20 protein-coding genes are annotated in these 21,053 nt (G+C 58.8%); 18 read left to right on the forward strand and 2 right to left on the reverse strand.

Features of this window, described 5'->3' with window-relative positions; all coding sequences use genetic code 11:
• The first annotated feature begins 183 nt into the window (after positions 1-183).
• The 4 genes from ileS to ndk are packed head-to-tail and all read left to right on the forward strand — an operon-like array spanning position 184 to position 5,801.
• Positions 184-3,474 carry an isoleucine--tRNA ligase gene (gene ileS / locus AADH44_RS05045; RefSeq protein ID WP_341954432.1) on the forward strand — a complete coding sequence of 1,097 codons (3,291 nt, stop codon included), beginning with the start codon at positions 184-186 and terminating at the stop codon, positions 3,472-3,474.
• A complete protein-coding gene (locus AADH44_RS05050; RefSeq protein ID WP_341954434.1) occupies positions 3,467-4,990 on the forward strand; it encodes a folylpolyglutamate synthase/dihydrofolate synthase family protein in 1,524 nt (507 codons plus the stop codon). Before ileS ends, AADH44_RS05050 begins: the two co-directional genes overlap by 8 nt.
• Positions 4,987-5,388, forward strand: a complete 402-nt coding sequence (locus tag AADH44_RS05055) for a DUF4233 domain-containing protein (protein ID WP_341954436.1) — start codon at positions 4,987-4,989, stop codon at positions 5,386-5,388. The genes AADH44_RS05050 and AADH44_RS05055 overlap by 4 nt, the downstream gene beginning before the upstream one ends.
• Positions 5,385-5,801 (forward strand): nucleoside-diphosphate kinase, encoded by a 417-nt coding sequence (ndk, locus tag AADH44_RS05060; protein ID WP_341954438.1) that lies wholly within the window; start codon positions 5,385-5,387, stop codon positions 5,799-5,801. The genes AADH44_RS05055 and ndk overlap by 4 nt, the downstream gene beginning before the upstream one ends.
• Before the next feature lie 165 nt (positions 5,802-5,966).
• Here the strand turns inward: ndk and AADH44_RS05065 are convergent, their stop codons facing one another.
• Positions 5,967-6,566: a vitamin K epoxide reductase family protein gene (locus tag AADH44_RS05065; protein ID WP_341954440.1), complete on the reverse strand. Its 600-nt coding sequence runs from the start codon at positions 6,564-6,566 to the stop codon at positions 5,967-5,969.
• A gap of 328 nt (positions 6,567-6,894) precedes the next feature.
• Here AADH44_RS05065 and AADH44_RS05070 point away from each other — a divergent pair, with 328 nt between their 5' ends.
• The 5 genes from AADH44_RS05070 (at position 6,895) to AADH44_RS05090 (ending at position 13,146) form a co-directional block, all read left to right on the forward strand.
• Complete coding sequence (locus tag AADH44_RS05070) at positions 6,895-9,687, forward strand: Rne/Rng family ribonuclease (protein WP_341954441.1); 2,793 nt, start codon at positions 6,895-6,897, stop codon at positions 9,685-9,687.
• A gap of 52 nt (positions 9,688-9,739) precedes the next feature.
• Entirely contained in the window at positions 9,740-10,786 is a 1,047-nt protein-coding gene (locus tag AADH44_RS05075; protein ID WP_341954443.1) for a permease, read from the forward strand.
• Positions 10,776-11,525: a TIGR03943 family protein gene (locus tag AADH44_RS05080; protein WP_341954444.1), complete on the forward strand. Its 750-nt coding sequence runs from the start codon at positions 10,776-10,778 to the stop codon at positions 11,523-11,525. The genes AADH44_RS05075 and AADH44_RS05080 overlap by 11 nt, the downstream gene beginning before the upstream one ends.
• A gap of 109 nt (positions 11,526-11,634) precedes the next feature.
• A complete protein-coding gene (locus AADH44_RS05085; RefSeq protein ID WP_341954446.1) occupies positions 11,635-12,909 on the forward strand; it encodes an Ig-like domain-containing protein in 1,275 nt (424 codons plus the stop codon).
• A gap of 9 nt (positions 12,910-12,918) precedes the next feature.
• Positions 12,919-13,146, forward strand: coding sequence for an ACT domain-containing protein (locus tag AADH44_RS05090; protein ID WP_341954448.1), 228 nt, complete (start codon positions 12,919-12,921; stop codon positions 13,144-13,146).
• Between the two features lie 30 nt (positions 13,147-13,176).
• Here AADH44_RS05090 and AADH44_RS05095 read toward each other — a convergent pair whose 3' ends face one another.
• On the reverse strand, positions 13,177-13,443 hold the full coding sequence (locus AADH44_RS05095; RefSeq protein ID WP_341954449.1) for a DUF4031 domain-containing protein: 267 nt from the start codon (positions 13,441-13,443) through the stop codon (positions 13,177-13,179).
• A 316-nt stretch (positions 13,444-13,759) separates the two neighbouring features.
• Here AADH44_RS05095 and rplU point away from each other — a divergent pair, with 316 nt between their 5' ends.
• The 9 genes from rplU to rsfS all read left to right on the forward strand — a co-directional run bounded on the left by rplU (position 13,760) and on the right by rsfS (position 20,944).
• The gene (rplU, locus tag AADH44_RS05100; RefSeq protein WP_009772527.1) at positions 13,760-14,068 is read left to right on the forward strand and encodes a 50S ribosomal protein L21; all 309 of its coding nucleotides are present in this window, start codon (positions 13,760-13,762) and stop codon (positions 14,066-14,068) included.
• A 28-nt stretch (positions 14,069-14,096) separates the two neighbouring features.
• Positions 14,097-14,348, forward strand: a complete 252-nt coding sequence (gene rpmA, locus AADH44_RS05105) for a 50S ribosomal protein L27 (RefSeq protein ID WP_009772526.1) — start codon at positions 14,097-14,099, stop codon at positions 14,346-14,348.
• Positions 14,349-14,485: 137 nt separating this feature from the next.
• Complete coding sequence (gene obgE / locus AADH44_RS05110; RefSeq protein ID WP_341954454.1) at positions 14,486-16,030, forward strand: GTPase ObgE; 1,545 nt, start codon at positions 14,486-14,488, stop codon at positions 16,028-16,030.
• On the forward strand, positions 16,023-16,820 hold the full coding sequence (gene proB, locus AADH44_RS05115; protein WP_341954455.1) for a glutamate 5-kinase: 798 nt from the start codon (positions 16,023-16,025) through the stop codon (positions 16,818-16,820). The genes obgE and proB overlap by 8 nt, the downstream gene beginning before the upstream one ends.
• A 39-nt stretch (positions 16,821-16,859) precedes the next feature.
• Complete coding sequence (locus tag AADH44_RS05120) at positions 16,860-18,128, forward strand: glutamate-5-semialdehyde dehydrogenase (protein WP_341954456.1); 1,269 nt, start codon at positions 16,860-16,862, stop codon at positions 18,126-18,128.
• Between the two features lie 30 nt (positions 18,129-18,158).
• Positions 18,159-18,353: a hypothetical protein gene (locus tag AADH44_RS05125; protein ID WP_341954458.1), complete on the forward strand. Its 195-nt coding sequence runs from the start codon at positions 18,159-18,161 to the stop codon at positions 18,351-18,353.
• A 9-nt stretch (positions 18,354-18,362) separates the two neighbouring features.
• Positions 18,363-18,968 (forward strand): nicotinate-nucleotide adenylyltransferase, encoded by a 606-nt coding sequence (gene nadD, locus AADH44_RS05130; protein WP_341954460.1) that lies wholly within the window; start codon positions 18,363-18,365, stop codon positions 18,966-18,968.
• The gene (locus AADH44_RS05135; RefSeq protein ID WP_341954462.1) at positions 18,965-20,518 is read left to right on the forward strand and encodes a hypothetical protein; all 1,554 of its coding nucleotides are present in this window, start codon (positions 18,965-18,967) and stop codon (positions 20,516-20,518) included. The genes nadD and AADH44_RS05135 overlap by 4 nt, the downstream gene beginning before the upstream one ends.
• A 36-nt stretch (positions 20,519-20,554) precedes the next feature.
• Positions 20,555-20,944 (forward strand): ribosome silencing factor, encoded by a 390-nt coding sequence (rsfS, locus tag AADH44_RS05140; RefSeq protein ID WP_341954464.1) that lies wholly within the window; start codon positions 20,555-20,557, stop codon positions 20,942-20,944.
• Positions 20,945-21,053 lie beyond the last annotated feature (109 nt).

Here is a 21,053-nt window from a genome sequence, read left to right on the forward strand (position 1 = left end):
AGCATTCGGAAGAAATCGTCTCAACTGCAGCCCCGGTTGTGGAGCGGTCGGCAGTAGAACCGAACGGGAAAGCCCGTTACAGCGACATGAGTGGTGTGCCGCACGGTGCACAAGCGGGGTGGTACCGCGGCTGAAAGGTCGTCCTCGTGCAGATTATCCGCACCCACGTACCACTGGAGCCCCATGTCGTATCCTCGCCACCGCTCAGACGATTCCGTAGCACCGTCACCGAAGTTTCCGGCGATTGAAGAGCAGGTTCTGTCGTACTGGAAGACAGACGGCACTTTTCAGGCATCCATTGATCAGCGTGAAGGCGCTGACGAGCGGGTTTTCTACGATGGCCCACCCTTTGCTAATGGCCTCCCGCATTACGGTCATTTGCTGACCGGCTACGCCAAAGACCTCTTCCCTCGTTTTCAGACGATGCGCGGCAAGCAAGTGCACCGCCGCTTCGGCTGGGACACCCACGGACTGCCTGCCGAACTTGAAGCGATGCGCCAACTGGGAATCACCGAGAAGGCCCAGATCGAAGAAATGGGCATCGACAAGTTCAACGAAGCTGCCCGCGAATCGGTGCTCAAGTACACCGGTGAGTGGCAAGAGTATGTGACCCGCATGGCACGCTGGGTTGACTTTGAGAACGACTACAAGACCCTCGACGTGAACTTCATGGAGAGTGTCATCTGGGCGTTCAAACAGCTGCATGAGAAGAACCTCGCCTATGAAGGCTTCCGCGTTTTGCCATACTGCTGGAACGATGAGACCCCGCTCTCGAACCACGAACTGCGCATGGATGACGACGTCTACAAGATGCGTCAAGACCAGACCGTCACCGTGACATTCCCTCTCGACGGAGTGAAGGCCGAAGCGCTCGGACTCACCGGCGTGAAGGCTCTCGCTTGGACGACCACGCCGTGGACCCTGCCCACCAACCTTGCACTCGCTGTCGGACCCGACATCGACTACGCGCTGCTGCCCGCCGGCCCCTTGGGTGCAGGTGACGGCTCAGAGGAGGGCTCGGCGCAATACCTGCTCGCGGGCGACACCGTAGCGGCGTACGCAAAGGAACTTGGTTACGAGACCGCTGAGGAGGCGCTCGCCGCAGTCTCGCGCACACTCAAGGGCGCTGAACTCGACGGTGTGCGGTACGACCGTCTCTGGGATTTCTACGAAGATGCCGAGACCTATGGAACCGAAAATGCGTGGCAGTTCTTGGTGGCCGACTACGTTGCCACCGGTGAAGGTACCGGCATCGTGCACCAGGCGCCGGCCTACGGTGAAGACGACCAGATCGTGTGTGCCGCTGCCGGCATCCCCGTCGTAATCTCTGTCGACGATGGCGGCAAGTTCTTGCCATCGGTACCGCCCGTTGCCGGAATGCAGGTATTCGAGGCCAACAAGCCGCTCACGAAACTGCTGCGTGAAGAGGGTCGCCTGCTCAAGGTTGCCAGCTATGAGCACTCCTACCCACACTGCTGGCGTTGCCGCAATCCGCTCATCTATAAGGCGGTATCGAGCTGGTTCGTCAAAGTTCCTGAGTTTCGCGATCGCATGGGTGAACTGAACCAGGAAATTAATTGGGTTCCTGAGAATGTCAAAGAAGGCCAGTTCGGCAAGTGGGTCAGCAACGCGCGCGACTGGTCGATCAGCCGAAACCGCTACTGGGGCTCGCCCATCCCCATCTGGAAGAGCGACAACCCCGATTTCCCCCGCGTGGATGTTTATGGCTCGCTTGCTGAGATCCAAGCCGATTTCGGTCGCTTGCCCCTCAACCACGATGGTGAGCCCGACCTGCACCGCCCGTTCATCGACGAACTGACTCGACCCAACCCGGACGACCCGAGTGGTCAGTCGACGATGCGTCGCATTGAAGATGTGCTCGATGTCTGGTTCGATTCAGGCTCGATGCCATTCGCTCAGGTGCACTACCCTTTCGAAAATCAGGAATGGTTCGACAGCCACAGCCCTGCTGACTTCATTGTGGAATACATCGGTCAGACTCGCGGATGGTTCTATACTCTCCACACGCTGTCGACCGCACTGTTCGATCGACCAGCGTTCTCGAATGTCATCAGTCACGGCATCGTGCTGGGTAATGACGGCCAAAAGATGTCCAAGAGTCTGCGTAATTACCCGGATGTCTCTGAAGTGTTCGACCGTGATGGTGCCGACGCGATGCGCTGGTTCCTCATGTCGAGCTCGGTAATTCGTGGCGGAAACCTTATGGTCACTGAGGAAGGCATCCGCGACGGCGTGCGCCAGATGCTGCTTCCGCTGTGGAGCACGTATTACTTCTTCACTCTCTATGCGAACGCTGCTGATAATTACGAAGCCACGTGGCGCACCGATTCGACGAACGTTCTTGACCGCTACCTGTTGGCGAAAACCCGCGAACTCATCGAAGGCGTAACCTCCGAGCTCGAAGCCCTTGACAGCCCGATGGCGGCCGCGAAATTGCGGGACTTCGCCGACGTTCTCACCAACTGGTACGTGCGTCGCAGTCGCGACCGCTTCTGGGACGGCGGCGACACCGACGCGTTCGATACGCTCTACACCGTGCTCGAAACCGTCGCGAGGGTAGCAGCGCCGCTGCTGCCGCTCGTCTCGGAAGAGATGTGGCGCGGCCTCACCAACGGCCGCAGCGTGCACCTCACCGACTGGCCCGACACATCCGCATTCCCGAGCGACCACGAGCTGGTTGCCTCAATGGACCGCGTCCGCGAGATCGCGTCGAACAGCCTTGCGCTGCGTAAGGCCCGCAGCTTGCGCGTTCGACTACCACTGGCATCATTGACAGTCGTCAGCGAAGCATCAGAAGCGCTCGCACTGTTTAGCGACATCCTCCGCGACGAACTGAACGTCAAGGCTGTGCGGTTCGAAGCACTCGAAGAAGGATCGTTGGCGAGCTTCGGCATCACCAAGAAGCTCACCGTGAACGCACGAGCGCTCGGGCCGCGCGTCGGCAAACAGGTGCAGCACGTCATCACGGAAGCCAAGGCAGGCAACTGGCAGACAACCGCTGACGGAGTTTCGGTCGATGGTATGGCTTTGCAGCCAGCCGAGTACGAGCTCCAGATGGAAGCTGCCGATGAGGCAAGCGCGATCGCATTCCTCGCCGATGGTGGCTTTGTGATTATCGACACGCAACTTACCCCCGAGCTTTCTGCTGAGGGACTGGCGCGTGATGTGATCCGCATGATTCAGGATGCGCGCAAGTCCGCCGGGTTCGACGTGAGCGACCGGATCGCTCTTGCCATCAGTGCTCTCGACTCCGCTGACCACGACGCCATTGGCTTCCACAGCGCCATGATTGCCTCAGAAACGCTTGCAGTGCAATCCACCGTTGAGAGCTTCGTGAATGAGCTTCCAGAGGGCACACTTGAGACGTACCGCACCGAATTGCCGGCAGGAAAGTATGCCAATGCGGGCGGCCTGGTGATTGACATCACCAAGATGGGAACAATCAATGTCTGAACGCGACGATGAATTTGACGACAGCGTAGAGCCCGATGAATCTTTCGATGATTCGCTGAGCGACGAAGAGCGTGCTGAGCTCGAAGCTGCGCATCCGCTCGCCGACCTCAGCCCCTTCGCCGACGGCTTTGAGGGCACCAACATTGACGACGATTCCGACTTTGAGTTGGAAGATTCCGAGTATGCGCAAGATGCCGCCCTCGTCTATGACGAGTTGCTTGCTCGTATCGGGGAACAGACACCACAACCACGCCTCGAGGCGACTCGGCGTGCCGTGGAACTCATCGGTGACCCGCAGCGCACCTATCCCGTTATCCACATCACGGGCACGAACGGCAAGACCTCAACAAGCCGCATTGTTGAGAGCATTTTGCGTGCCTACGGGTTGCGCACGGGGCTCATGACGAGCCCACATCTGGTCCGCGTAAATGAGCGGATCGTGGTTGATGGCCGGGCGATTTCGAACCGTGCTCTCGCCGCGAACTGGGCTGACATCCGCCCCTTCATCTTGATGGTTGATGCTGAGCTGCTGGCAAAGGGCGAAGAGCCTTTGACCTACTTTGAAGCCTTGACGGTTCTCGCATTCGCCAGTTTTGCCGATGCACCTATTGACGTTGCGATTCTTGAAGTTGGGATGGGCGGCGAGTGGGATTCCACCAATGTGGCTGACGGCCAAGTGGCCGTGTTTAGTCCGATTGCGCTGGATCACACTCAACGCTTGGGCTCGACGATCTCAGAAATTGCTCGCACTAAGGCGGGAATCGTCAAGCCAGCCGCCGCGATCGTTTCGGCAGTGCAGACTTCTGATGCTCAGATCGAGCTTGAGCGCGCAGCAGATCTCACGGAGTCGAAGCTTGGCTTCGAGGGTGACGCGTTTGAGTTGCTCAGCAGCGCAGTTGCGATCGGCGGTCAGCTGATCTCTGTCCGTGGGCTTGCGGGAACCTACTCCGACCTTTTCTTGCCACTGTTTGGCGAATTTCAGGGGCATAACGCCGCACTTGCTATTGCCGCGGTTGAGTCATTCCTCGGCGCTGGCAGCCAGGCTCTCGTCACCGATGTGCTGGCAGAGGGCCTGGCAACCGTGTCATCTCCGGGGCGGTTACAGGTTATCGGCGCCGAACCGACCGTGATTGTGGATGCCGCACACAATCCCCACGGGGCGACGGCACTGGCGGCGGCACTCAAGGAGTACTTCACCTTCGACGAGATTGCGTTTGTTGTCGGTGTGCTTGACGACAAGGATGCCTCGGGAATCATTGAAGCACTTGCTCCTATAGCGAATCGTTTCTATGTCACTGCATCGCACTCCGACCGCGCCGTGGCACCAGAAGAGCTCGTCGAAACGGTTCGAGAATTCTCTCAAGAGACCACTGACTTCGATTCCTTCACGGAGGCGATGGAACTTGCCCGCGGGTGGGCCGCCGAAAACGAGCGTCGTGCGGTCGTCGTCACGGGTTCGATCTCGCTGGTTGGCGAGGCACTCGCGCTGGCAGCAGTGGAGGGCTGGAAGCCGTGAGTAGAACGCCGCGCCCGCGAAGAACCCGCTCCGTCACAGAGCTGCTTCTGAGCATCGTCTTGGTGCTCGATGCGACACTCATCTTCTTTGTCGCGTTGACGGCATTCGGACTCAGGGCACTGGCTCCCGCGCCCGCTTTTATCGGGGGAGCGGTGCTCATCATCGTCTTTGTTGCTTTGGCACGGATGCTCCACCGACCGTGGGCAGTGTGGGTGGGCTGGGCGCTTCAGATGGCCCTCATCGCGCTGGGATTCGTCCTCACCCCCATGTTTGTGGTTGGTGCTGGATTCGCCGCAATCTGGACCTACTGCTTCGTGAAAGGCCGCCAAATCGACGCAGCCAAGGCACAAGCTTTTGGCTCATCACCCATGACCACCCCCGATGAGGAGACACAATGAACATCGAAGAGACACTCGTACTGATCAAGCCGGATGGTGTTGCTCGCAACCTGACCGGAGAAATCCTTCGCCGGATCGAGGCGAAGGGCTACCAGCTCGTGGACGTGCGCCTCGTGCAGGCCGACGTAGATCTGCTCGCGGAGCACTACGCAGAACACGAAGGCAAACCGTTCTACGAGCCACTGCTCGACTTCATGCAGTCGGGCCCAACCGTTGCTTTGCGTATCGCAGGCAACCGTGCGATCGAGGGTTTCCGATCGCTCGCTGGCACGACCGATCCGACGACCGCAGCACCGGGAACTATCCGTGGCGACCTCGGCCGCGACTGGGGGCTGGCTGTTCAGCAGAACCTCGTGCACGGCAGCGACTCACCGGAGTCTGCAGCACGCGAATTGGCGCTCTGGTTCGCCTAAACCCTAAGAATCACTCAGTGCGACAGGTTCCTGCTGCGCACAGTGAACGGCGAGGGCGCGGCTTCGGTCGGGCTCTCGCCGTCGATATGTTCCCTCTGCGGCATGAATCGCTTGGCGCGGAATATGGCTAGTGGTGCGGAGCAGGCCTCTTGTGCGAAAGATGTTCTAGAGGTAGCTGAGCACGTCGAGTCGGTACTGCGCGACTGCCGCGATGATGATGTAGCCCGCAAGCGCAATAACGGGAACCCAGCTGTACGACGCGGCGGCTGCTTTGCGCAGCGCGCGCGGTGCAGGAATTGCGCCAACCTTAAGATTTCGCAGGGTGACGGCCCAGAACATCGGGATGGTCACCGACCAGACGACCATGCACCATGGGCATAGCGTGCTGAGGTTGAAAATGCTTTGGTAGGCGAGCCACAGACAGAACGCGAATGCACCAGCGATACCGAGGTTGAAAGAAACCCAGAACCAACTGTTGAAACGGGCGCCGGCCAGAATCGCAGCGCCAACGACGAGTGGCGCCGTGAATCCGATGAGTCCAAGGACGGGGTTGGGGAACCCGAATACTGCTCCCTGCGCAGAGCCTAAGTTTTTGGCGCACTGAACGACGATGCTGAAATCACAACTCAGTGCAGCTTCTGGGTTCTCCAGTGAGACGATCTTCTCGACCATAAGTTGAAACGAGGCCCAAAGCCCCATGAGTCCAGCGACGATCAAAAAAATGGCGAGGGCAATGGGCCTGTTTCGAACCCCGGAAGCAGTCATGCTGGGATTATCGCATGCGCGTCAGGCTCACTTTCTGGGAATGCATGCGATAATGAACCGTAGTTACTCCGAGCCGCGCTCGGAATAACACCAAGAAGGCTTACCGGGCATAGCGACCGGACCAGTTACGCAACGCTTGTTGCGCGAGTCGGATAGCCAGTTCCGAAGTGTCGTGACAGGGCACAACTGCAACGCGAGCCACGGGCCCGTTGCAGGACCTGAAGAATTAGTAGCGGTTCTCCAACCATAGGTTTGGTGGGGGAATAGCGCACGAGAGAGTACCCGGTAGGTGGCGCGGTCGCCTATTAGGGCAAGGAGTACACCAGCAATGGTGAATGAAAGCGATAATTCGAAAGAAGTTCCGAAGAAGAAGCGCCTGTTTGGCCGCATTCTTCCTGCTTCCAAGGCAGCAGCAGAGAAGCCTGTGGCGCAGACGCCGCCGGCAGAAACTCCTGCAGCAGAAACTCCTGCGGCAGCATCAGAGCGGCCCGCAGCATCCACGTCCCCTCGCACTGCGCAGACCGCAAAACGACCTGCTGCGAAGACTGCGAACCAGCACGTTGGTCTCGACGTGCCTGCGTCGGTCACCGAGACCCCGGCGGATGCCGGTTCCGATGCAGGTGAGAGGGATAGCGCACCGGGGCAGAAGTCCGCTCCTGCACGCTCACGTTCGCGCAAGAGTGCGGCGTCGTCAGCAGAGTCAACTGCCGACGTCGTTGCGAGCGAAAAGGCACCCGCGGCCAAAAAGGGGAAAGCGGCAACCCCTCCGTCGACGACATCCCTGCTGTTCCAGGCTCCTGATCTGCCGGAGCTTCCTGCCCGCGCCCCACGGTCACGCAACGACAATAAGTCGAATGCAGACACCCGCGGCGATGAGGATGGAGCCCAAGACGAAGCAGGCAATGTTCGCCGCCGGTCGCGACGCCGTTCAGGTGAAGACGCTCGCCCCGGCGATGAGTCACCCAACACAGTCGTGCGGGTGCGTCAGCCGCGCAAGCAGCCGGAACCCAGCAACGAGCCGACCAAGGTCAAAGGTTCTACGCGTCTTGAGGCTAAGAAGCAGCGCCGCCGCGATGGCCGCGACGCTGGTCGTCGCCGTCCCGTTGTGACCGAGAGCGAGTTTCTCGCCCGTCGCGAAAGTGTCGACCGCGTCATGGTGGTCCGCTCAAAGTTTGATCGCATCCAGATTGCTGTTCTTGAAGACGGCGTTTTGGTCGAGCACTACGTCGCTAAGGCCCAGGATGCGAGCCTCATTGGTAACGTGTACCTCGGTCGCGTGCAGAACGTTTTGCCCAGCATGGAGGCAGCGTTCGTCGACATCGGGCGCGGTCGCAACGCCGTGCTCTATTCTGGCGAAGTCGACTGGGATGCCGCAGCCGAGAATTCTGCAGATGGCAAGCAGCAGGCGCGTCGCATTGAGCTCGCGCTCAAGCCAGGCGACCGCGTGCTCGTTCAGGTCACTAAAGATCCTGTCGGACACAAGGGTGCCCGACTCACGAGTCAGGTTTCACTTCCCGGTCGCTACCTTGTGTACGTGCCGAACGGCTCGATGAGTGGCATTAGCCGCAAACTTCCTGACACCGAGCGTTCACGATTGAAGAAGATTCTCAAGGGGGTGCTTCCCGAGAACGTTGGCGTCATCGTGCGCACTGCGGCTGAGGGCGCAACCGAAGAGCAGCTCACGCTCGACGTGAGCCGTCTGACCAACCAGTGGGCAGACATCAGCTCGCAGGTGGACAAGGCCCAGGCGCCTGCGCTGCTGCACTCTGAGCCTGATCTCTTGATCAAGATTATCCGTGACGTCTTCAACGAAGACTTCCACAAGCTTGTTATTGAGGGTGACGACGCTCGCAAGACGATCGAGAACTACGTACAATCCGTTGCTCCCGACCTGCTCGATCGACTGCAGGCTCACGAGAGCACTGTTGACTCGTTCGAGGAATACCGTGTTTCGGAGCAGATCGAGAAGGCTCTTGATCGCAAGGTCTGGCTGCCCTCTGGTGGCTCGCTCGTCATCGACCGTACCGAAGCTATGACCGTGGTTGACGTAAACACGGGCAAGTTTGTTGGCTCGGGCGGAAATCTCGAAGAAACTGTCACTAAGAACAACGTTGAGGCTGCTGAGGAGATTGTTCGTCAGTTGCGCCTGCGCGACATCGGCGGAATCATCGTTGTCGACTTCATCGACATGGTGCTCGAATCGAACCGTGACCTAGTGTTGCGTCGCCTCGTCGAATGCTTGAGCCGCGACCGCACGAAACACCAGGTAGCCGAAGTCACCTCGCTCGGTCTTGTGCAGATGACTCGCAAGAAGTTGGGGCTCGGCTTGCTCGAGACTTTCAGCGAAAACTGTGAGGTCTGCGCCGGCCGTGGAGTAGTTGTTCACCACGATCCTGTCACCAAGCACCGTCAGCAGCCGACGCAGAGCGAGCAGTCTGGCAGTGGTCGCCGGGGCCGCAATCGCGGCGGAAGCGGCAATAACAGCGGTGGAAACTCTGGCGGAAATAATTCAGGCTCTGGCGGCAACGCTGGTTCACAGAATCAACAGTCCAATGGTGCTGCGAAATCGACTAGCAGTGGTTCGAGTAACGGCAGCAGCAATGGTGGCAGTAACGGAACCCATGCGATCACCGAAGATGTGCGCAACGCTCTTGCCCGTGTAGCTGCGAGCACTGTTGTGGCGAATGCGGAGCACGGTGCCGAAACGCCAGCAGCTGCCTCAGGATCCGCCGTGACGGGTCCTAAGTCGGGAGCGTCGAGTAGCCCCGGTTCTTCGAACAACTCGGGTTCGTCCGAAAACTCCGGTACTTCGAACGACTCTGGTTCGTCACATAAGCCGGATGCCGCGAAGACTAAGAAGAAGACGCACAACTCGACGACTCAGACTAGCGATGTTGTCGAGGCCGCTGCAGAAGCAGCAGTCGCGATTCTCGATCTGCCGGCAACGAAGACGGCGCACGCTGCACCGAAACTCAGCACTCACGACGCCGAGCAGATTTTGGGGTCAGTTCTTGAGGCTCTTCCCGAGCCGAAGCAGCCGGGTCAAGGAAGGTCGCGTGGCTCGCGTCGTGCCAGCAGCCAGGGCAAGACCGTGACCGCCGCACCAAACGATGACGAGTAGATTTCGAGCGTTCACGGCTTCTTTTAGGGTCACGACTTTGTAGGGTTAGCTTGTGAGTTTGACTGTGCCAGCGAGCGTCGATGATCATCATCGACATGATCATCGACCCCGTCGTTCCCGGCGCCGCTTTCTGTGGCTGGCGATTGGTACGTTCGGAGTCGTTGGAGTGCTCGCTCTGCGGGCCTTCACTGGTGAACTAGGCGCAGTAGGTGTTCCTGGGCTCGCGCAAGATCTGCTGACGCTGGCGACGAGCGTTATCATCGAGTCTTTGCCGTTTGTTGTGCTCGGAATCGTTCTCTCTATTGTCGTGCAGACGTGGTTACCCGACGATCTGCTGATGCGCTATTTGCCTCAGCAGCCAGTTTTTCGACGAGCCGCGATTTCACTGTTCGGAATTGCGCTACCAGTGTGTGAGTGCGGCAATGTGCCTCGCGCGCGCGGGCTTGTACTCAAAGGCTTCTCGGTGCCCGAGGCGATGACGTTCTTGTTGGCAGCGCCCATCATCAACCCGATCACGATTCTCACGACGCATCAGGCATTCGGATTCGATGACGGCATCCTCGTCGGCCGTATTCTTGGTGGTCTTGCGATCGCGAATATTGTGGGGTGGCTCTTTAGCCTTCACCCGCAGCCGCATGCACTGCTCACGGAGAGGTTCGCCTCGCAGTGTTCCGCAGGGCCGGATCATCACCGTCAGTCGCGTTCGGAGAAAAGCCTCGATATTTTCATGCGGGAGTCGAGTGTGCTGATGCCCGCAGTGTTTATCGGCTCGCTCATCGCCGGCGCGATCCAAGTGGCGGTTCCGCGCGATGTTCTCGTCTCGCTCGGGAGCAACCCGCTGTGGTCGATTTTGGCGATGCTGCTGCTCGCGTTTGTCATCTCTGTCTGTTCCAGCGTTGACGCGTTCTTCATCTTGCCGTTCGCCAGCACGTTCATGCCCGGTTCCATCGTCACCTTCCTAGTGTTCGGGCCGATCATTGATATCAAGATGCTCGCGATCATGCGCACTACGTTTACGGCGAGGGTTTTGGTGCAACTCTCACTAGTTGTTGCACTCATGAGTGCTGTAATTGGGTTGGTGATCAACTATGTGGCCTAACCTTCAGCGCTGGTGGGGCGTCATTCTCATCGTGATTGCCGTGTGCGCGACCGTGTGGCTCGCTGCAACCCAGCAGCTGGTGCTCTACATTCATCCACGCTATGTCGTTTTCACGGTCGTTATGGCCGTGATCGCCCTGGTGCTGGGGGTGGTGAGTATTGCTATTCGTCCTGGAAACTCAGAGGAGGCTGCAGCCCCGAACGTGTGGTCGAAGCTGGTCGGCGTCATCGCGTTAGTCCTCTCGGGAGTCGTCGCGATCTCCCTGGTCGTCGTGCCTCCAACAACACTGTCGAGTGCCACGGCCAGTCAGCGCGACATCGTTGGGTCAACCGTGGGCAGCGACAGCCAGAATGCGGATGACGTTGCCAGTGCTGATCAGTCACTTATCGCAGCCTTTACCGTTGTCGACTGGGCGTCCCTGTTGCGCCAAACTAGCGATCCGAGTTTCTACGCAGATAAGACCGCAAACGTCGTGGGTTTCATCACGGCTAGTGAGGATGATCCCGAGAACATCTTCTATCTTTCGCGCTTTACAGTGACGTGCTGTGCGGTTGATGCCCAGCCGACCGGAGTCGCCGTCTATGCGCCCAACTGGGGCGATGAGTTTGAGGTCGATGCGTGGGTCGAGATCACCGGAAAGTTTGAGATCAATCCGAGTTCGCGAAGCGACGTGTCGCTCGTACTCGTTCCCCAAAAATTGAGTTCAGTGGAGCGGCCGCGTGAGCCATACCTCTATTAGCCTCAGCCGCCGAGGCCACCGATCTAGCACCCGTTCATTTCGAGTCGCATTCGCGTGGACGGTTGGCGTTCTCCTCGCGCTGTGTGCGATATTCCTGACGTTGGGTTATATGCAGGGGCCGAAGCTATCGAGTGCTCAGCTCGACACGGATGCCGTTGTCGCCTCATCCGACCAAACTTTGCGGCTTTTCCTCAATCAAGCAGTCTCCACCGTGGTGTCTGGCGCAGTGACTATTGAGCCGGCAGCCGCAGTGAGAATCACGAGCGAAGCCGATTTGGTTTCTGTGCAATTTGACGAGCCGCTCGATTACAACACGGAGTACACGGTTACTGTCAACGACGTGGCGAGTTCCTCGGGAGGTTCGGCCTCGACGATTTCGTATTCTTTCACCACGGGCACAGCTGAACTCTATTATCTCGACCGGGGAACGCCCACTGACGAGATTGTGCGCACTGGATTGAGTGGCATTGAACGTTCCGTGCTGTTCGCGGGTGAGGGCATTCAAGAGTTTGTGCCGGTCGGTGATCTGCTGGCGTTCACGACGGCCGCTGCCGACCGTACGGGCACGTTGCAGTTGGTGAATCCCCAGACGGGAATCACCGAACGAGTTCTGTTGCCTGAGGTGGGGGAAGTGGCGGATATTGACGGGTCACGCTCGGGATCAACTCTCGGTTTCACGATCTCGAGTGACGACCCTGGCCCGATTGAGACGACTTCTCACACGCTGTACACGATCGATCTTGACCGAGGACGCGACGTCGTCGCTGTGACGGGTCTCGATGGCGAGCCGATGCGCGTGTCGGGCTGGCAGTTCATTCCGGGAACCTCGAACATTGTCGCGCTCACTACAGCGACCACCCTCGTGAGGGTAGATTCGGCGACGGGGGAGGTGGTGCCTCTCGGTCAGTATTTCGAGTTTGATCGAGTCTCAGCCGATGGAACTCACGTGGCTGTGAGCGATCCACGAGGCAGCGCCTCGGTTGCTCTGAGTGACGGTTCGGAGACGAGGCTCTATCCGTCACCCATTGACGGGCAGCAGCCCTTCTTGGGACATACCGATGCTCGTGCTTCAGGTGATTTGGTTTCCAAGATGGTTGTCGTCGAGGAAGGTGGAGGCGCATTTAGAAGTTTTCTCGCCTATGACGATGGTGAGGTTTCGCGCATCCTGTACACAACGGTCGGAGACAAGGGCGCAATCCTCGACTTTCGAGTTTCGCCGAACGGACAGTTCGTTGCCGTTGAGGTTCAGCCGAACGTCTCGGTGCTCGATTCCGATGAGTATGTGATGGTTTCTCGTCCCCGCAGTGTGACGACGTACGTGGTTGATATCGCTAGCGGCGCAGTGACGAGAAGTGTTGAGGGTTTCGGCACCGTATGGCGGTAGGTTCGGCTTATGAGCGCCATTTCTGATCTTGACACGCTGGTGTCCACGATGGACCCGCAATTGAAGCGTGGTGTTTTTGTCTTTGCCACGGTCGCGTCGTTGAATGAGGTCGAGACCGACTCTGTCGTTGCGATGGTTGTTGAGACCGAGGGCATCTCTGTGGTCATGAGCGAAGCGGATGCTGCCCTCACGGCCCTGCAATCGTTGCAGCCAGCCAGCCAGTCAGCCAGTCACTAGAGCACTCGAGCGACCGAGGTGAGCGTGCTACTAAGTCCTGTCACGTTGCGACACGCGGAGGCCGCTGGCTTCAAGTCGCCGCACAAACTCCCGGATTCCTACCGGCTCTGCGCCGAGGGCGACCAGTTGTTTCCACATTCGTGCCGGAACGTCATAGTGGTCGAGGTCGAAGCCGCGTCGGGGGATACCCGCGAGCTCAGCAAACTCGTGCAATTCGTCGAGTGACTTGTCGCTCACGATGTGCGCCCACACGGTGTCATGGGCTGGCCAGATCGCTTGGTCGATCAACACAGTCATGGTGAGAGCCTAATTGAGGGGAGATTGTGACGTTGAGCTTTTGACCGGGTGAGCTCTCGCGGCGTACTATAGTTCTCGCTGCACTTGAACTGTGGTTGTGATCGTTGAGATTGCGATCAATGTCCGGTGTACACGTTCTCATTTTCGCCGAGTCGTCACTATTGATTGATTCAGTCGAAAACGGCAGAAGCGTGTCGTTTGACCGGGAGTGCCCACGTCGAGTATCGTTGATCCTTGGTGTGTGCTGGGCCTTGCCCGCAGAATTCGCCACAAGCTTCAGTAGTTCTAGCTATTAATCGTTAAGTAAGGGTCAAAAGTGGTTTACGCAGTTGTGCGCGCCGGTGGGCGGCAGGAGAAGGTAGAGGTCGGCACAATTGTCGTTCTCGACCGCATCGCAGCCGACAAGAACGGCAATGTTGAGCTCGCTCCAGTTCTGTTCGTTGATGGCGACAAGATCACTCACGACGCCAAGGCGCTTGAGAAGATCAAGGTCGTCGCCGAGGTTCTGAACGATGAGCGCGGTCCCAAGATCGTCATCCAGAAGTTCAAGAACAAGACCGGTTACAAGGTTCGCCAGGGTCACCGTCAAGAGCTGACCCGCATCAAGATCACCAGCATCAAGTAGCTGACGAGCGTAAAGGACTTCCAGGAAAATGGCACATAAAAAGGGCGCAAGCTCCACCCGTAACGGTCGTGACTCCAACGCTCAGCGCCTCGGCGTAAAGCGTTTCGGCGGCCAAGTTGTTCTCGCCGGCGAGATCATTGTTCGTCAGCGCGGCACTCACTTCCACCCCGGCGTCAATGTTGGCCGTGGCGGAGACGACACACTGTTCGCTCTCGCAGCGGGCTCGGTGCAGTTTGGTGCTAAGGGCGGCCGCAAAGTCGTCAACATCGTCAACGTTTAGTTTCTCCGTTGCCTGTTCGCAGGTGAACGTTACAGCGAAGAGCGAGCTTCGGCTCGCTCTCGCCATTTAACACAGCAACAGGCTGTTCAACACAGTAAAGACTTGAACCGTGACTCACGAGAACAGGAGGAACCATCATGGCATCGTTCGTCGACCAGGTGACCCTTCATCTCTTAGCAGGACACGGCGGCAACGGTTGTGTTTCCGTCAAGCGTGAAAAGTTCAAGCCCCTTGCCGGCCCTGACGGCGGAAATGGTGGCGACGGTGGCAACATCGTACTTTTCAGCGACCCACAGGTCACCACGCTACTGAATTTCCACCGTTCACCGCATCGTAAGTCTCAGCATGGTCAGCCTGGTCAGGGTGACCATAAGGCAGGCACGGCGGGTGCCGAGATGGTTCTTTCTGTTCCTGTCGGCACGCTCGTCCGCGATCAGTACGGCGAAGTTCTCATCGATATGGATGCTCCGGGAATGCGATTGGTCGTTGGCCCCGGTGGCCAGGGCGGCCTCGGCAACGCGGCTCTCTCATCCACTAAGCGCAAGGCTCCCGGCTTTGCTTTGCTCGGAACGCCCGGCTTTGAGGGCGACATCTTCCTTGAACTCAAGACGGTTGCCGATGTCGCGCTGGTGGGGTACCCGTCAGCAGGCAAGTCAAGCCTGATCGCAGCGATGAGCGCGGCAAAGCCAAAGATCGCTGACTACCCCTTCACTACGTTGCATCCGAATCTGGGTGTCGTTGAATCCGGCGATGTTCGCTACACGATCGCTGATGTTCCTGGTCTGATCGAGGGGGCGAGTGAGGGCAAGGGCCTCGGCCTAGAGTTCCTGCGTCACGTTGAGCGCTGCACTGCACTGCTCCACGTACTTGACTGCGCAACACTGGAGCCCGGTCGCGACCCCATTAGTGATCTTGATGTGATCCTCGGTGAGCTGGCTTCTTATCCAGTACCTGAGGGCCAGAAACCTTTGCTGGAACGTGAGCAGCTCATCGCACTCAACAAGGTCGACGTTGCTGATGGCAGCGACCTCGCGCACCTGGTCAAGAGCGAGTTAGAAGAGCGCGGATACCGCGTATTCGAAGTGTCTGCCGTCTCACATGCGGGTCTCCGCGAACTTTCCTTCGCACTAGCCGCCCTAGTCGTGGCCGACCGCGAAGCGCGCAACTCTGAGCCGGTCAAGGAACGAATCGTTCTGCGACCGCGTGCTGTCAACGCCAAGGACTTCGCTGTCAAAGTTGAGGGTGGCACCTACGGCAACGTCTACCGCGTAGTGGGCGATAAGCCTGAACGTTGGGTTGCACAAACAGACTTCACCAACGAAGAAGCTGTTGGTTACCTAGCCGATCGTCTTGCCCGACTCGGTGTCGAAGACGACCTGTTCAAGTCTGGCGCCGTTCCCGGATCCACCGTAATCATCGGTGCAGGCGGAGGCGTTGTTTTCGACTGGGAGCCCACACTGTCGTCAGCGGCCGAACTGGTTGTGGCTCCCCGAGGAACCGACCCTCGCCTTGACGACAACCCGCGTGAAACCAACCGGAGCCGTCGACGCAACTACCTCGAGCGTATGGATGCCAAGGCAGCAGCACGTGCCGAGCTCCAGTCGGAACGCGAAGCCGGCGTCTGGGTTGACGATGAAGGATTCGCTGTTGAGAAAGACGATGAGTCGGAGAATCGTGACTAGCAAGCCCGCCGCGCGCGCCGACATCCCTCGCGCGCGCCGGATCGTTGTCAAAGTCGGCTCGTCATCGGTCAGCGGCGTCAACGTTGGCCAGATCGGCGCTCTCGTCGATGCGCTAGCCAGTGCGCACGCAGCCGGATCAGAAGTCATCCTTGTCTCGTCGGGCGCGATCGCAACGGGCATCCCTTTTTTGAAACTTGATGGGCGGCCAACCGATCTCGCAACCCAGCAGGCTGCCGCCGCTGTCGGCCAGAATGTGCTCATCTATCGTTATCAGGAAAGTTTCGACCGCTACGGAGTTGTTGCGGCGCAAATCTTGCTGACCGCAGGCGACATGGAGAACCCGACGCACCACAGCAATGCTCAGCGAGCAATGGAACGGCTGCTGGGCTTGAAAATTTTACCCATCGTGAACGAGAACGACACAGTTGCGACTCACGAGATCCGGTTCGGGGATAACGACCGGCTAGCGGCGCTCGTCTCGGTGCTGGTACGTGCCGACATGCTCGTTTTGCTCTCGGACATTGATGCGCTGTATACGAAACCGCCCTCCGATCCGGGTGCCGAGCGCATCGACTTCGTTGCTTTCGACAACGACCTTAGCCATGTGACCTTTGGAGATATTGGTGCGGCAGGCGTGGGCACGGGTGGTGCGGGAACCAAAGTTGCTGCCGCCAAGCATGCGGCGGCGGCGGGTATCCCCGTGCTCTTGGCTGAAACCGGCAGTGTAGCGGCGGCCCTGGCGGGACACTCGCTTGGCACCTGGTTCGAGGCGGATGCCGCAGCAATTTAGAGGTCGATAGCGCGCGATGACCGCCGCTACACTCTGAATATGGTTGATTCAGCTGAAGTTGAGCACACGATTGCCGAGAAGCTTGAGGCGGCGCGAGCCGCATCTCGAACTCTGAGCACGCTCACTACGGTCCACAAGAATGCGGCACTCAGCGCTATCGCATGGGATGTCGCGGCGAACGCCGAAAAGATCATCGCCGCCAATGCGCTCGATCTGGAACGTGGCGCGAGTAGTGGCATGGCTGAGGGTCTCCAAGATCGTCTGCGATTGACGCAGGCTCGAATCGATCAGCTTTCTGCAGCGGTGCTCGAGATTATCGAACTCGCCGACCCCGTCGGCACGGTTGTTCGCGGCTCTGTGCTTCCGAACGGCCTTTCGGTGTCACAAGTGCGAGTGCCATTCGGTGTAATTGGCGCCATCTATGAAGCGCGGCCAAACGTGACAATTGATATTGCTGCACTCGCGCTCAAAAGTGGCAACGCGGTTGTACTTCGTGGCGGTTCGGCTGCCGAAAACTCAAACCGTGTGCTTGTGGACATTATTCAGGCCGCACTTCAGAGCGTCGGTGTCGCGCCAACGGCAGTTCAAACGGTTGACGAATTCGGTCGCGATGGGGCGAAGGCACTGATGCAAGCCCGTGGCTTCGTTGACGTGCTGATTCCTCGGGGGAGTGCTCAGCTCATCCAGACCGTCGTTCAGGAATCGACGGTTCCGGTGATCGAAACTGGTGCAGGAATCGTTCACGTCTTCCTCGATGAGTCCGCGGACGAAACGACCGCGATCGAGATCGTGCACAACGCGAAAGTGCAGCGGCCCAGCGTCTGTAATGCGCTTGAGACACTTCTCGTGCACGAAGCTGCGGCTGAACGACTCATTCCCGCTGTTCTTACACGGCTTGCCGACGCTGGGGTGACGATCCACGCCGACGAGCGCACGCGGCAGTTGTTTCCTCAGGCTGTGGCTGCGGGCGATGATGCGTGGTCTGTAGAGCACTTGAGTTTGGACATCGCGGTGCGGGTCGTCGCGGACCTCGATGCGGCGATTGACCACATCACGACATATTCAACGAAACACACCGAATCAATCATCACCAACGACCTTGCAAATGCGGACCGTTTTCTCGCCGAGGTTGATTCCGCAGTGGTAATGGTGAACGCCTCGACGAGGTTCACGGATGGTGCGGAGTTCGGGTTTGGGGCCGAAGTTGGCATCTCCACTCAAAAACTTCACGCTCGGGGCCCTATGGGTTTGTCGGAACTCACCAGCACCAAGTGGGTTGTGCGCGGTAGCGGTCAGGTGCGCAGCTAGACTGTTCTAGGTTTTGTGAATGGAGATTTGATGTCTATTTTTCTGAATGTACTTGCGTCGGGTGAAGAGTTGGCACCGCTGATTCTGCCGGTGCTCGCTTTTCCGCTCATTGCGGCAGTCGTCTTCACGACTCTCGGTTTCGTCACGTGGAGCTTCCGCGACGTCGCCAACCGCCACGCTGTTCAGCCCGCAAAGGCTGGCGACGCTCACGGCGCAGGCCACTAGGACCTATTCGTGTCGGTTGAGACGGCGCGGCGACGTGCGCGCATCGGCGTCATGGGTGGCACTTTCGATCCCATCCACAACGGCCACCTTGTAGCGGCAAGCGAGGCTCAGCAGCAGTTTGACCTCGATGAGGTCGTATTTGTTCCCACGGGCAAGCCGTGGATGAAGTCAACGGTCACCGCCGGAGAACACCGGTACCTGATGACGGTAATTGCCACTGCAGCCAACCCTGGCTTCAACGTCAGCCGCGTTGACTTGGAACGTGAGGGGCCTACCTACACGATCGACACGCTGCGTGACATGCGCAAGGCCTACCCGGATGCCGACCTTTTCTTCATTACGGGTGCCGATGCCATGGCTCAGATCATGGAATGGAAAGACGTTTCTGAGGTATGGACGCTTGCACATTTCATAGCAGTTTCACGGCCAGGACACGCCTTAACTATTAGCGGATTGCCTGAGCAGGGCGTAAGCTCGTTAGAAGTGCCGGCGCTTGCGATCTCATCCACTGATTGCCGAACCAGGGTCAGTCAGGGCTTCCCGGTCTGGTATTTGGTTCCGGATGGTGTCGTTCAATATATTGCCAAGCACCATTTGTATCGGAGTATGCCATGACCACTTTTCACGATCCGCCGCCGCAATCGCGCCGCGCGGCACGTCAGAGTGAGCGCGAACGAGCCTCTGACCAGCAGCCAACGGTAGAGGGTTTTACGACTTTCCCTTCGAAAGAAGCTGCAGAAAATCGTGTCGACGAATCCCGCGCAAACACCGACGATGTCGGCTCGCCTGCCACTGTGCCACCAGATGCCGCGGTGCCACCAGATGCCGCGGTGCCACCAGCTTCCGCTGCGCAGACAACGCCGCCGGCTGCTGCCCCCGGTGCACCGCCTGCTCCTGCAGCATCGCGCCCCTCGACCGATGCCGCCTACCGTGCTGCGCCGCCGCCCTCACCTCACAGCCAGTATTCGACGTTCGCGCCGCCACCACCACCCGCGACCGTCGCCCCGCAGGCTCCTCCTGCTGCTGATGAGCCCAGCGAGCGCCCCTCACCACCTCCTGCCGTACCGGCAGTGAGTGAAACGAATGCACCCGAACGCACACTGACGCGTCGTGAACTTCGAGAACTCCGCTCACGCCAAGAAGCCGAACTTGCGGATGCCGCACCCGCGTCCATGCAGCCTACCGCCCAGCCGGTGACGGTGGAGCAGATGGTTCCTGTCTACATCGAACCGCCGGCACTTGTGGATCCACTATCGGTGGCCCCGCACGCTGCGTCGGCTAGCGAACCACCGGAAAACGCGCTCAGTGTGTTTGAGTCGTTGCTTGCCAACGCCGATGGTTCTGCGAACAATGAAGCGACCGCTGACGCACCACCTTCGCCCCTGGTCGACCGACTGCGTGATGCTGGCCCTGCAAAGTCTGTTTCCGAACTCAACTTCGGTGACGCAGGCACTCCGGTAGCCGCTGAGCAGACGTTAGGTGTCGTGGATGTTGAGCCCGCTGCGACAGGTGAGGCTCCAACAACGAACCTCAGCAATGCCCGTGCAGAGTTCGACGAGCAGGCGCGCAAGCGACTCGATGGTGAACTTCCCGCCATCATCGAGCTGCAAATTGGTGTAGCCGACGCTGAAACCGCGTCGGCAGCGCCTCTAGCAGTGCCGAACCCAGCGCCGACCATTGACTCATTGGGAGTGAAGCTCGCGCCAACAGGTCATTGGTCTCGACAGGCTGCAGAGGAAGACGAGCCCAGTGACGCCCTCATCACCAGAACCATTGGCAGCGGAACAAGCACCACCAGCGCACTAGTCTTACCGGCTATTCCGTTTGCTACCGACATCCGGGGTCCATTGAACTCACGCGGTGAGGCGATGCTCACTGGCTCGATCGATTTGCCGAGCATGCTCTCCGCGAGCGGCGTTTCTGATCGCTTCGACCACGCAGACATCGATTCTCTACTCGACCTCAACGACAGCGACATGGTGTCGACGGACTCGGCTCCTGTTCGTGCGGTTAAAGCAGTGAGCACGTTCTCGAACCAGTCAGTAACTCAGACTCAGAAACCGAAAGGCACCCGTGCGCTCACGGTGCTGCTGATTTCTGCTTCGTCGATGGCCGTTGTGGTTGCTGGCCTTCTCGTGGCGGCCTTCGCGTTCAACATGTTGTAGATTTAACTCTTTGCCCTATTTCCTATTAAGGACCCTGTGACTGCTTCTCCTCGTGCTAACGAGCTACTTTCCATCGTCGCGAACGCCGCCGACGCCAAGCAGGCGACGGATATGGTCGCACTGGATGTCACTGGTCCCACGCCCTACGCCGATATTTTCTTCTTGGCCACCGGTCGCAACGAGCGCAATGTGCAATCAATTGCGTCGGAAATCGAAGAGAAGATGATCGAAGCCGGCGCTAAGCCCATGCGTCGCGAGGGCCGGGCTGAGGGTCGCTGGATCCTCCTCGATTTCGGTCACGTTGTGGCGCACATCTTCCATGAAGAAGATCGTCTTTATTATTCGCTCGACCGCTTGTGGAGCGATTGCCCCGTCATTCCCCTCAAGATCGCGACAAAATCCGAGCCCGAAGCAGACTCTGTTTAGTTAGTGTCGTTTGATTCCTTCACACTTCGTAACCCAATTTGTTGGGGCCGGAGTGTGCTGGTTCTCTTGATCTAGCCGGGCAGTTAGACCCCGCGGCGGTTCACCATGA

Origin of the sequence: Salinibacterium sp. TMP30 (assembly GCF_038397785.1) — a bacterium.
Taxonomy (GTDB): domain Bacteria; phylum Actinomycetota; class Actinomycetes; order Actinomycetales; family Microbacteriaceae; genus Rhodoglobus.